Origin of the sequence: Amycolatopsis sp. NPDC051071, assembly GCF_040682875.1 — a bacterium.
Classification (GTDB): Bacteria; Actinomycetota; Actinomycetes; order Mycobacteriales; family Pseudonocardiaceae; genus Amycolatopsis.
The window spans coordinates 1-11,462 of sequence record NZ_JBFBBY010000097.1; the positions used below are offsets into that span (position 1 = coordinate 1).

Genomic DNA, 11,462 nt, shown 5'->3' on the forward strand with positions numbered 1-11,462 from the left:
CCCTTTTTCGCCGTGGGTGTTGGGGTTGCGAGACCGCCTAATTTTTCTCTGTATAAATCCTCAAAGGAGGCCTTCAGGACACCTGCGCGGCGGGTGGTCCGCAGGGGAAGTCAGTGTTGCGAAGGCCGCGTTCGCAACACTGAAGGTGGCGAACGTGGCTTTCGCAACCCCTTCCGCAGGAGCGATCACCGCCCGTTGGTCCAATCAGGTCACTCTCAGGAATGTGTGGCAACGTAGGGTCGTGCGAATTCTGGTAGTCGAAGACGAAGAACCTCTCGCCGACGCGATCGCACGCGGCCTGCGTCGCGAGGGGATGGCGGTGGACATCGCGCTCACCGGGGACGACGGGCACGAGAAGGCCACCGTCACCCGGTACGACGTCGTGCTGCTCGACCGCGACCTGCCCGGTATGTCCGGTGACGACCTGTGCCGTGAGATCGTCGCGTCCGGCGAGCTGACGCGCGTGCTCATGCTCACCGCGAGCGGTTCCGTTTCGGATCGCGTGGACGGGCTGTCCCTCGGCGCCGACGATTACCTCGCCAAACCGTTCGCGTTTCCCGAACTCGTCGCGCGGGTGCGCGCGCTGGGCCGCCGCGCGACCCCGGCCGCGCCGCCGCTGTTGACCGCGGGCGACGTCGAACTGGACCCGGCGAGGCGGACCGTCCGCCGTTCGAGCGGCCCGGTCGAGTTGACACGCAAGGAATTCGGCGTGCTCGAGGTGCTGCTTTCGGCCGCCGGTTCGGTGGTCAGCAGCGAGGAGCTGCTCGAACGGGTGTGGGACGAGAACGCCGACCCGTTCACCACCACCGTCCGGGTCACCGTGATGACCCTGCGGAAGAAACTCGGCGAGCCGGGGATCATCGAGACCGTCGTCGGCTCCGGGTATCGAGTGCCTGAGCAGGGGACCGCACGCGGGTGAACCTGTCCGGCGCTCGCGGCCTGCGTGGCCGGGTCACGCTGCTCGCGACCGGGCTGGTGGCGCTGGTCAGCCTGCTGCTGCTCTGGCTGACCTGGAACCTGGTCGGCGACGCCGTTTCCGCGGTGCCGCGACTGCCGCCGGGTACGACGGTGCGGGTCGACGGCATCGACGTCGACGCCTCCGCCGTCACCGAGCACCTGCGGGTGTACACGCGGAACCGGGTGCTGTTGTTCGGCGCGGTCGCGTTCTGTTTCGTCGTGCTGGCGGCGGGGATCCTCGCGTGGACGTTCACCGCACGGGTCCTGCGGCCGCTGCGTGAGATCACCGGTACGGCGCGGCGGTTGTCGATCGAATCCATGGGGGAGCGGATCGGTGAGGTCCGTACCAAGGACGAACTCGCCGAACTGGCCGAGACCTTCGACGACATGCTCGACCGGCTGCAGGCCGCGTTCGACGGGCAGCGGCATTTCGTCGCGAACGCCAGCCACGAACTGCGGACGCCGCTCGCCGTCATCCGCACCGAACTCGACGTCACCCTCGCCGACGAGCACGCCGACGAGGCGGAACTGAGGCGGATGGCAGGCGTGGTGCGGGACGCGACCGAACGGGCCGAGCGCCTGGTCGGTTCGCTGCTGCTGCTCGCCCGCACGGACGGCGCGGGCCTGGTGGCGAGGGAACCGGTCGATCTCGCGGTGATCGTCGCGAGCGCGTGGCGTGCGGTACGCGCCGACGCCGAAAAACGGGGCATCCGTGCCGAATTCGCCACCGCCGGCGCGCCCGCGTTCGGCGATCCCGCGCTTCTGGAACGGATCGCGGGCAACCTGCTGGAGAACGCGGTGCGGCATAACGTCGAACGCGGCTGGCTGGACGTCGTCACGCAGGCCGGTCCACAATGGTCGGTACTGCGGGTGCGCTCGTCCGGCGGGCTGCTCGACCCGGCCGCGGTGCCCGAACTGTTCGAACCGTTCCGCCGCGCGGGTGTCGCGCGGACCGCCCGCACCGGCGCCGGGCTGGGACTCTCGATCGTGCGGGCCGCGGTGCAGGCGCACGGCGGCACGGTGGCCGCGGAACCCGTTGTGGGCGGCGGTCTTTCGGTGACGGTGCACCTTCCCGCTGTGCCGTGAGGCCGTGCGGGGGCTACCGTTCAGTCATGCGGCTGAACAACGGAACGTCCCTGCCCCAGCTCGGTTTCGGGGTGTACAAGATCGGCGACGACGAGGTCGTCCGCGCGGTCCACACCGCCATCGAGGCCGGCTACCGCGCCATCGACACGGCGACGTTGTACGCCAACGAACGCGGTGTCGGGGAGGCCGTCCGTACCAGCGGACTGCCCCGAAAGGACCTGTTCGTCACCACGAAACTGTGGAACACCGAGCACGGCTACGACGCGGCGTTGCGTGCCTTCGACACCAGTATGGGTGAACTCGGGCTCGATTACGTCGACCTGTACTTGATCCACTGGCCGCTGCCGTCCCAGGACAAGTACGTGGAAACGTGGCGGGCGCTGGAAAAGATCGCCTCCGACGGCCGGGCCCGCGCGATCGGCGTGTCCAACTTCCAGATCCCGCATCTGGAACGGCTGATCGAGGAAACCGGCATCGTACCGGCGGTGAACCAGATCGAATGCCACCCTTGGCTGCAGCAACCGCTGTTGCGCGAGTTCCACGACAAGCACGAGATCGTCACCGAGGCGTGGGGCCCGCTGGCGCGTGGCGGCGAACTGCTGGCCGACGAGAAGATCACCACCATCGCGCGGAAACACGGCAAGACGCCGGCGCAGGTCGTGCTGCGGTGGCATATCGAGATGAACCATATGGTCATCCCGAAGTCCGTCACCCCCGCCCGGATCGCGGAGAATATGGACGTCTTCGATTTCGCACTCGACGCGCACGACGGTGCCGCGATCGCGACGCTGGAGCAGGGGAAGCGCCTGGGCCCGGACCCCGACAAGCTCTCGTGAGCCACCGCGACTAGAGGACTACTTGCGGTGGTTCGTATCGCCAACTACCGCAACTAGAGGACTACTTGCGGTGGTCGGCGAGTGCGAGGCCTGCCCGAAGTACCCCGGCCGCGTGCAGCAATGCTTGCCGTGCCGAGGGGTCGACGCCCACCCGGCTCGCGAACCCGTGCAGCTGCCCGGGATGCCGGCGGTGGATCACCGGCACCCCGGCGTCGGCGAGTTTCCGCGCGTAGGCCTCACCTTCGTCGCGCAGCGGGTCGAAGCCCGACGTCGCGATGTAGGTGGGCGGCAGGCCCGCGACGTGCTCGTCGTACAGCACCGACGCGCGCGGGTCGCGGTAGAGCGCCGCGTCCGAGAGATAACGGTCGCGGTACCAAGCGCGTTCCTCGGTGTCGAGCCGGAAACCGAGGCCGAACAGTTCGTGGGACGGATGCGTGCCGAACGCGTCGGTCGCCGGGTTCAGCAGGAGGCTGAACGCGGGCAGCGCGACTTCGCCACGGGCCCCCGCGTGCGCGACGACGGCGGCGAGGTTGCCGCCGGAACTGTCCCCGCCGACCGCGATCCGCCCCGGATCGAGACCGTAACGGGCGGCGTTCGCGTGCACGTGGGCGAACGCGGCGATACCGTCCTCGACAGCGGCGGGGAACGGGTGCTCCGGAGCCAGCCGGTAGTCCACCGAGACCACCCGCGTCCCGGCTTCCTCGGCAAGGTAGCGGCACGCGCCCTCATGCGTCTCGATGCCGCCGAGCACGAATCCGCCGCCGTGGAAGAACATCAGCGCCGGACCCGGCGAAGCGGCCCCGGCCGGTTCGTAGAGCCGGATCCGCACCGGCCCGGCGGGACCGGTGAACACGTGATCGGACTGGCTGACGTCCCCGCCGATCCCCGCGCCCGCCAATTCCCCCGCTTGGTTGAGTTCGGCACGTGCCCGTTCGACGCTCCCGTTGCGGTGTGGATAGTCGAAAGGCGCCAATTTGGACATTTTGATCAGCACCTGCGAACTGGTCGCCAGCCGCTGCCCGTCCAGGCGGACAGGGCGGCCGGCGACCAGGCGCAGCAAGGGTTCCGGAAGTCCGAGCAGGAACCGGAGGGCGGCCATGAGCGAACGCACGAGCAGTCGCCTGCTCAGTGAAAGCATGGCGGAACCCTACGCCTGACGGACGTCCACGAAGATCGGACTCGCGTACAGCCACAGGTCCTCGAACGGGTTCGATTGCCCGATGACGTCGGCGCTCGGCTCGATACCGCCGGGTACGTGCTTCTTGCCGTCCGTGCCGCGTGTCCGCACGAAGAACGGCTCGCGCACGTTGCGGAAGGTGTGCCGGAAGGCGACCGTCCGCCCGGGTGCCCACCGCGGTTCGAACGACTTCACGACTCGCGTGCCCGGAGCTGTCTGTGCGTCGCGGTCGGCGACGGGGCCGGTGACCGGTCCCGAGATGAGGTCGAGCCGGGCGAGCCGGGGGATCGCGCCGCCGCTGTTCGGCCGGGCCGCGAGCTTCGCCGAGACGACGACCGTGACGTCGTCGCCGCGCCGGACACGAAGCCTGCCGCCCATGGTCGCCGAGTTCCAGCCGCTGTACGCGCCGAACTCCAGTTCCTGCGCGAGTCCACCGTGGACCACCCAGACGCGGCCCGCGCGCAGCCCCTCCAGCACACCGTCGTGGCTCTTGTGGGTCACGCCGACGACCGTCCGGCTGAACTCAGCGGGCGCGAAGTCCGCGTACGGAGGCAGAGTCTGCGGGACGCCGGTGTCGATCGGATCCGGGTAGCCACCGTGCTCGTCGTAGTACCCGTCAGGGACGCCTGGCCGGACGAGGGTGTCACCGCGGTTGTAGTGCGAGTCGGAGTTGCTGGTGATCCACCACGGCTTTCCCTCGGCCAGCAGCGAATCCCACAGACCGCCGACGGTGGCGGTGCTCCAGTCGAATCCGCCGTAGGTGCGGTAGGCCGACTCCGGGAAGCCCGGCCACGAGTTCGAACCAGGGGAGTTGCCGTACCCGCCGCGCGCGCCACCGCCGCTTCCGAGCGGTTTCGGGAAACCGTCGGCCTGTGCGCCGGGCGCGCCCTCCATCCCGATGACGATGCCGGGGGCGGCGTCACGCAGCGCGCGGATCTCGTGCGGGGCGATCCGGCCGTTGCGCAGCGGGTGGTTGATCACGACGACCGGCGTGTGGATCCGCCGTGCGCGTTCTTCGGTGGCGAGCCAGCGGATCGCCGCGACGGCCAGCGCCTCGTTCGACGGTGTGCCGGGTTCGGTGCCGGTCAGCCGCCAGTCGAAGGCGCGTTCGAACTCGCGCAGCTTCGCCGCCTGGTTCGCGCCGGCCTGGAAGAACAACGTCGCGTGCTCGGCACCCGGCACGTTCCATTCCATGCCTTGCCACAGCAGGAGATCGCGGTGTTCGCGCTGCGCCGCGCGGATCGCGGCGTTCGTCCGCTCCACCGACGACTTCTCGTGCGTGGCGTGACCGTGATCGGTGATCACCGCCCAGTCCGCGCCGGATGCCCGCGCGACGTCGGCGATTCCGTCCACTGTGTACATCGCGTCGTAGGAATACTGGGTGTGGATGTGGTGATCGCCCACCAGCCACCGGTAGCGGTCCCGGCCGAAGAGCCGTCTGACATCGATGTCGAGGTCGAGATCGAGGGCCTCCGCCGGGGCCGTGGCGGCGAGCGGGGCGCCCACGGCCACCGCGGACACCAGTCCCGCCCGCTTGAGGAATCCGCGACGGTCCACGTGTTCGCTGTTCATCGTGCTCCTGCCTGGAAGGTTCTCGAGTCGGCAGGACGCTAGAGAGCGTGGCTGAACGGGCGGTGTCCGAGCGGCCAACGGACGGCGCTCTGTGATGATCGTCCCTGCGGAAGAGGCGGAAGGGGGACACTCGGCGCTCCGCCGGTCGCTCTGGGTGGCGAGAAGCCCGCCTCCCCTGAGGATGGCGGGGGAGGCGGGCCCTCTTCCTGCCACCTGTCGTGGCTGTGCTTCGTGTTCACCAAGTCTTTCAGGAAACCGCGGTGGCACGCCAGAAACTGTACGAAATTCGCAAAAAGCCACCGTCGGCGATCAGGAGATCGCGGACGGTGGCTTTCGCGTCGAGGGTCAGGAAACCGGCACGCTCGCCACACCCGGCGCCTGGAACCGCTTGCCGTTGACCTTCTCGGACACCCCGGCCCGGTCCAGGTACGGCGTGATGCCGCCGAGCCAGAACGGCCAGCCGGCCCCGAGGATCAAGCACAGGTCGATGTCCTGCGCCTCGGCGACCACGCCCTCGTCGAGCATGATCCGGATCTCCTCCGCGATCGCCGCCAGCGCACGGTCACGCACCTGCTCCGACGTCGACGGCGAGTCGCCGCGCTGCCAGAGTTCCGCGACCTCGGGATCGACGGTGGCGTTGCCGTGAGCGTCCCACAGCCAGACGCCCTTCTTGCCGGCCTTGACGAAGCGGTCGAGGTTCTCGCTGACGGTGAACCGGTCCGGGAACGCCTCGTGCAGGGTTTCCCCGACGTGCAGGGCGATCGCCGGGCCGACCAGCTGCATCAGCGTCAGCGGCGTCATCGGCAGGCCCAGCGGTTCGAGTGCGGAGTCGGCGACCTCGAACGGCGTGCCCTCGTCGACGGTCACCAGCACCTCGCCGAGGAAACGCAGCAGCAGCCGGTTGACGACGAACGCGGACGCGTCCTTCACCAGCACGCTCGACTTCTTGAGCTGCTTGCCGAGCGCGAACGCGGTGGCGAGGGCGGCGTCGTCGGTCTTCTCCGCGCGGACGATCTCCAGCAACGGCATCACCGCGACCGGGTTGAAGAAGTGGAACCCGACCACGCGCTCCGGATGCTTCAGCTGCGACGCCATCGCGGTGATCGACAACGACGAGGTGTTTGTCGCCAGGATCGCCTCGGGGGAGACGTACTGCTCCAGATCGGCGAAGACCTTCTGCTTGACGCCCAGTTCCTCGAACACCGCCTCGATCACGAAGTCGGCGTCGGCGAACGCTGCCTTGTCGAGCGAGCCGGAGACGAGCGCCTTCAGCCGGTTCGCGCCGTCCGGCGAAACCCGCTTCTTGGCCAGCAGCTTGTCGATCTCACCGTGCACATAGGACACACCCTTGTCGACCCGCTCCTGGTCGACGTCGGTGAGGACCACCGGCACCTTGAGACGGCGTACGAACAGCAGGGCCATCTGGCTGGCCATCAGGCCCGCGCCGACGATGCCGACCTTGTTCACCTTGCGCGCCAACGACTTGTCCGGCGCGCCCGCCGGCCGCTTGGCGCGCTTGTTGACCAGGTTGAACGAGTACAGCCCGGCGCGCAGGGTGTCGTCCATGAGCAGTTCGGCGAGGCCGTCGGTCTCGGCCGCGTAACCGCGGTCCAGATCATTCTCGCGGGCCAGCTCCAGCAGCTCGACGGCCTTGGTCGCGCCAGGGGACGCGCCCTTCGTGCGTCCGTCCACAATGGCCTTCGCGCGGCCGATCGCGGCGTCCCATCCGGCGCCACGGTCGATCTCGCGGCGGGCGGGGGTGATCTCGCCGTTGACGACCTTCGCCAGCCACAGCAGCGACTGCTCCAGGTAGTCGGCCGAGCCGAAGACCTCGTCGACGATGCCGAGCTCGGCCGCCTGCGCGACCTTGAGCATCTTGTTCTGCGCCAAGGCGTTCTCGATGATCACCGTGACGGCGGCGTCCGGGCCGATCAGGTTCGGCAGCAGCTGCGTGCCACCCCAGCCGGGGAACAGGCCGAGGAAGACCTCGGGAAACGCGATCGCGGCGGTGTTCTCCGACAGCGTGCGGTAGTGGCACGACAGCGCGAGTTCAAGCCCGCCACCCATCACCGCGCCGTTGATGAACCCGAACGTCGGGATCTCGGTTTCGGTGAGGCGGCGGAACACGTCGTGCCCGGTCTGCGCGATTTCCCGGGCCAGCGCGGGATCCGCGACCGCTTCGACGCCGGAAAGGTCGGCGCCGACGGCGAAGATGAACGGTTTGCCGGTGACCGCGATCGCGGCGGGCTCCGCGGCGAAGGCGGCGTCGATCGCGGCGTTGAGGCTCACCAGGCCCTGCGGGCCGAAGGTGTTCGGCCGGGTGTGGTCGTAGCCGTTGTCCAAGGTGATCAGCGCGACCGGCTTGCCGAGGCCGGGCACCTTCACCAGCCGCGTGACCGCGGTGGTGACGACCTCGTCGGGAAAGGCGGCTTTCGCCTGCTCAGCGGTGAAAGTCATTACTTCGCCCCCTCGAAGGCCGGGTTCTCCCAAAGCACGGTGCCACCCATGCCGATGCCGATGCACATGGTGGTCAGGCCGTAGCGCACGTCGGGGCGCTCGGCGAACTGACGCGAAAGCTGCGTCATCAGCCGGACGCCGGAGGACGCGAGCGGGTGACCGCAGGCGATCGCGCCACCCCACTGGTTGACACGCGGGTCGTCTTCGGCGATGCCGAAGTGGTCGAGGAACGCCAGCACCTGGACGGCGAACGCCTCGTTGATCTCGAACAGGCCGATGTCGTCGATCGACAAGCCGGTGCGCTTGAACAGCTTCTCGGTGGCGGGCACCGGGCCGATGCCCATGACCTCCGGCTCGACGCCGGCGAAGGAGTAGCCGACCAGGCGCATGCCGATCGGCAGGCCGAGTTCGCGGGCGGTGTCCTCGTCGGCGAGCAGGGCCGCGGTGGCGCCGTCGTTGAGACCGGCCGCGTTACCCGCGGTGATCCGGCCGTGCGGGCGGAACGGCGTCTTCAGCCCGGCGAGCGTCTCGAGCGTGGTACCCGGGCGCGGCGGCTCGTCCTCGGTCGCGAGGCCCCAGCCCAATTCCTTCGAACGGGTGGCGACCGGGACCAGCTCGGGGCCGATCTTGCCGGTCTTCACTGCCTCGGCGTACTTCTCCTGGCTGCGCGCGGCGAAGGCGTCGGTGCGCTGCTTGGTGATTTCCGGGAACCGGTCGTGCAGGTTCTCCGCGGTCTGGCCCATGACGAGTGCCGTCGGGTCGACGAGCTTGTCGGCGATGATGCGGGGGTTCGGGTCGACGCCCTCGCCCATCGGGTGGCGGCCCATATGCTCGACGCCGCCGGCGATGGCGATGTCGTAGGCACCGAAACCGATACCACTCGCGGTGGTGGTGACCGCGGTCATCGCGCCCGCGCACATGCGGTCCAGCGCGAAGCCGGGAACCGACTTCGGCAGGCCGGCCAGCAGCGCGGCGGTGCGGCCGATGGTCAGGCCCTGGTCGCCGATCTGGGTGGTGGCGGCGATCGCCACTTCGTCGACGCGCTCGGGCGGCAGCTCCGGGTGCCGCCGCAGCAGTTCACGGATGGCGTTGACGACGAGGTCGTCCGCGCGGGTACCGGCGTACATGCCCTTTTCGCCTGCCTTGCCGAAGGGCGTTCGCACCCCTTCGACGAAGGCGACATTGCGTACCGTCCGCGCGTTCGGCGCGAGCGGTGTTGCTCCTGCGGCCACGAATGCTCCTGAAGTAGAGGTAGTCCTGACCGCACCCTAGCCCTGGTTACCGGTCGGTAACCAGGATGGTGGCCCGGTCGAGTGGGAGAAGGCACACTCCCGGGTTCAGCCGGTCGTCCCCGGTCGGCCGCTTGGCCGATCCGGCGGCCGTGGGGAAGTTGCTATGTTCGAAGTGATCAGGGGGAGGGATCACGATGACATCGCCGGGGCAGCCCGTCACCCGTCGTGCGTTGCTGGGGATGGCGGCGCTCCTGCCGCTCGCCGCCTGTAGCCGGGAAACCCCGCCCGCGACGCCTTCCCCACCGCCACCACCGCCGCCCCCGCCTTCGACCAGCAGGCAGTTCCACGACCGCTTGATGGAGCTGGAGCGGAAGTACGACGCCAGGCTCGGCGTGTACGCGCTCGACACCGGTGACGGCGGCACGGTCGAACACCGCGCGGACGAGCGGTTCGCGTTCTGCTCGGCGTTCAAGGGCGTGGCCGCGGCCGCGGTCCTGCACCGGAATCCGTTGTCGCATCTGGAAACCCGGGTCACCTATTCCCGGGACGACCTGATGAAGCACGCCCCGGTGACCGGGCAGTACGTGGCCACCGGGATGACGATCCGCCAGCTGTGCGACGCCGCCATCCGGTTCAGCGACGGAACCGCGGGCAATCTGCTCCTGCGGGATATCGGCGGACCCGCGCAGCTGACGGCGTTCACACGCGGCCTCGGCGACACGGTCACGCAGATGGACCGGATCGAACCGGCGATCACCGAGGCGACCCCTGGCGATCCGCGGGACACCACGACGCCGCGGGCGTTCGGCGCCGATTACCAGAAAATCGTGCTCGGTGACACGCTGACGGCCGACAAACGCGCTTTCCTCAAGGATCTGCTGGAGCGCAACGCCACCGGCGCCCAGCGGATCCGGGCGGGCCTGCCACCCGGCTGGGCAGTGGCCGACAAGACCGGGACCGGCGACTACGGCACGATGAACGACTTCGCCATCGTATGGCCGCCGGATGGTGCACCGATCGTCGTGGCGATCATGTCCAGCAAGGCGGCCAAGGACGCACCCTACGACCAGGCACTGCTCGCGGACGCGGCCAAGTACGTCGTCGAAAAGCTGGGCTAGGAACCCGTCGCGCTGGGGAGCAACGCCGGGCAGCCGGCGGTCGCGTACGCCGGGTCGTACTCGAAGTGCCACTTCTCGTTGTCGTACCGGCGGCACCAGCCGAGTTTGCCGCCGTTCTTTTCCACCCAGGCGGCCGAGGCCAGCGGCTGGATGTCGACGGCGATTCCCTTGACGTGCATGGACGTCTCCGGCGTCAGCACATACCGCTTGGCCAGCTCCGCGGTGCCGAAGCGCTTGACGGCGCTGTCGAACTCACGCTGCTGCTGGGCCCGGCTGCGTTTGCTGTCGTTCACGCACAGCTCGACGTTCTGCTGCTTGGCCTTGGCGCGCAGCGTGTTCCAGGCGTCGAGGACGTCCGGGCGCAGGCCGACGGGTTTCTCGTCGACGTAACGCTGATCGAGGGGGCACTTCGGGCCGGTCTCGGGACCGGGGACCTCTTCGAGAACCGCGAGCGCCTGCCCGGTCACCGGTTTGAAGGTGAACGGCAGACTGCCGGTGGCGCCCAGCGACGCCATCGCGATCCCGGCGAGCCCCAGCGCCACGAGCACGCTGATCGCCGTACGACGGCTGCTCGCGACTGTGGTGGACACCACCCTGAAGTTACCTTGCGCCGGGCTGGGCGCCACGGTTTGTGACCTTCTTCCCAGAATGCCCGAAGAAGCCAACCAAACCGGAAAGCCGCTGATGAGGGACCGGGCGACTGGGCGACCGGGCTGCCGGGCGGGGTGGGCCGTGGGTCGGGCGGCGGTGAGCCGGGTTGGTCGTGAGTGGCAAGTGACGTTCATTGAGCGGTAAGGCAAACGTGGCGTGACGGATTCGGCGGCGGGAGCGGACTTTTCAGGGGCCCGACACCGCACTCGCGTGCTCAGAGACGGAACTCGCGTGCTTGAAGGCGAAACTCGCGTGCTCAGGCCCCGCACACCTGAGTTCGGCATCCAGCACGCGAGTTACGTGCTCAAGCACGTGAGATGCGTTTTCAAGCACGCGAGTTACGTGCTCAAGCACGCGAGTCACGCCTTCACTCTGG

General features: G+C 68.9%; 9 protein-coding genes. 4 read left to right on the forward strand and 5 right to left on the reverse strand.

Translation table 11 applies throughout. The features are described from left to right. Positions 1-241: 241 nt before the first annotated feature. Genes AB0M65_RS26980 through AB0M65_RS26990 form a run of 3 tightly spaced genes read left to right on the forward strand, consistent with a single transcriptional unit; the run spans position 242 to position 2,879 of the window. Complete coding sequence (locus tag AB0M65_RS26980) at positions 242-919, forward strand: response regulator transcription factor (RefSeq protein ID WP_364033143.1); 678 nt, start codon at positions 242-244, stop codon at positions 917-919. Further along, positions 916-2,043 (forward strand): HAMP domain-containing sensor histidine kinase, encoded by a 1,128-nt coding sequence (locus AB0M65_RS26985; RefSeq protein WP_364033146.1) that lies wholly within the window; start codon positions 916-918, stop codon positions 2,041-2,043. Before AB0M65_RS26980 ends, AB0M65_RS26985 begins: the two co-directional genes overlap by 4 nt. Before the next feature lie 26 nt (positions 2,044-2,069). Next, entirely contained in the window at positions 2,070-2,879 is an 810-nt protein-coding gene (locus AB0M65_RS26990; protein ID WP_364033149.1) for an aldo/keto reductase, read from the forward strand. 61 nt (positions 2,880-2,940) lie between these two features. On the opposite strand, the gene AB0M65_RS26995 is transcribed toward AB0M65_RS26990, so the two are convergent. The 4 genes from AB0M65_RS26995 to AB0M65_RS27010 form a co-directional block, all read right to left on the reverse strand. Then, positions 2,941-4,017 carry an alpha/beta hydrolase gene (locus tag AB0M65_RS26995; RefSeq protein WP_364033152.1) on the reverse strand — a complete coding sequence of 359 codons (1,077 nt, stop codon included), beginning with the start codon at positions 4,015-4,017 and terminating at the stop codon, positions 2,941-2,943. A gap of 9 nt (positions 4,018-4,026) precedes the next feature. Continuing rightward, positions 4,027-5,628 (reverse strand): histidinol-phosphatase, encoded by a 1,602-nt coding sequence (locus tag AB0M65_RS27000; RefSeq protein WP_364033155.1) that lies wholly within the window; start codon positions 5,626-5,628, stop codon positions 4,027-4,029. A gap of 345 nt (positions 5,629-5,973) precedes the next feature. Further along, the gene (locus AB0M65_RS27005) at positions 5,974-8,085 is read right to left on the reverse strand and encodes a 3-hydroxyacyl-CoA dehydrogenase NAD-binding domain-containing protein (protein ID WP_364033158.1); all 2,112 of its coding nucleotides are present in this window, start codon (positions 8,083-8,085) and stop codon (positions 5,974-5,976) included. Further along, entirely contained in the window at positions 8,085-9,317 is a 1,233-nt protein-coding gene (locus AB0M65_RS27010; protein WP_364033161.1) for a thiolase family protein, read from the reverse strand. The genes AB0M65_RS27005 and AB0M65_RS27010 overlap by 1 nt, the downstream gene beginning before the upstream one ends. Positions 9,318-9,511: 194 nt before the next feature. Between AB0M65_RS27010 and bla the strand changes: the two genes are divergently transcribed. Then, positions 9,512-10,435 carry a class A beta-lactamase gene (gene bla / locus AB0M65_RS27015; protein WP_364033164.1) on the forward strand — a complete coding sequence of 308 codons (924 nt, stop codon included), beginning with the start codon at positions 9,512-9,514 and terminating at the stop codon, positions 10,433-10,435. Here bla and AB0M65_RS27020 read toward each other — a convergent pair. Further along, entirely contained in the window at positions 10,432-11,025 is a 594-nt protein-coding gene (locus tag AB0M65_RS27020; protein ID WP_364033167.1) for a D-alanyl-D-alanine carboxypeptidase family protein, read from the reverse strand. The genes bla and AB0M65_RS27020 overlap by 4 nt on opposite strands. Positions 11,026-11,462: the final 437 nt, after the last annotated feature.

Coding starts and splice junctions, on each gene's coding strand:
- AB0M65_RS26990 (WP_364033149.1), top strand. CDS start 2,070: ATGCGGCTGAACAACGGAACGTCCCTGCCCCAGCTCGGTTTCGGGGTG.
- AB0M65_RS26995 (WP_364033152.1), bottom strand. CDS start 4,017: ATGCTTTCACTGAGCAGGCGACTGCTCGTGCGTTCGCTCATGGCCGCC.
- AB0M65_RS27000 (WP_364033155.1), bottom strand. CDS start 5,628: ATGAACAGCGAACACGTGGACCGTCGCGGATTCCTCAAGCGGGCGGGA.
- AB0M65_RS27005 (WP_364033158.1), bottom strand. CDS start 8,085: ATGACTTTCACCGCTGAGCAGGCGAAAGCCGCCTTTCCCGACGAGGTC.
- bla (WP_364033164.1), top strand. CDS start 9,512: ATGACATCGCCGGGGCAGCCCGTCACCCGTCGTGCGTTGCTGGGGATG.